We start from the raw sequence: 469 nt of genomic DNA on the forward strand, positions 1-469 counted from the left end.
TGCCGGTTAACCCGCCTTGCGGCGTTGTCGATAACAAGCAATTCAAGTCAAGTAGAGTAAAAAGTGCGTCTTTCGACTTCTCAATTACTCTTTTGATTGATTACTATTAATATCAGCTTTCCAAATTGTTAAAGAACATATCGTGGTTAAAACCACTTTTAAATACACTTTATAAATGCATTTAGAAGTGGTGGAGCTAAGCAGGATCGAACTGCTGACCTCCTGAATGCAAATCAGGCGCTCTCCCAGCTGAGCTATAGCCCCATATAAAATCTTTCGCGGGTGACAAAGCAAATGCGGAAGAAGTTGGTAGGCTTGGGCAGACTTGAACTGCCGACCTCACCCTTATCAGGGGTGCGCTCTAACCAGCTGAGCTACAAGCCTAACTTGCTCATACTCTGTATAGAGTGAGTACTACCTTTTGGTGTTCTCTAATTTTCTAGACAAAACAATCTGTGTAGGCACTGCA

The 469-nt window shown here is 42.9% G+C and carries 2 tRNA genes; both read right to left on the reverse strand.

What is annotated here, in order from left to right:
• Positions 1-188 precede the first annotated feature (188 nt).
• Positions 189-264: transfer RNA gene (locus V7R39_RS17755), tRNA-Ala, on the reverse strand.
• Positions 265-307: 43 nt separating this feature from the next.
• A tRNA-Ile gene (locus tag V7R39_RS17760) sits at positions 308-384 on the reverse strand.
• Positions 385-469 lie beyond the last annotated feature (85 nt).

This window comes from Alteromonas sp. P256 (assembly GCF_036864455.1).
Lineage (GTDB): Bacteria > Pseudomonadota > Gammaproteobacteria > Enterobacterales > Alteromonadaceae > Alteromonas.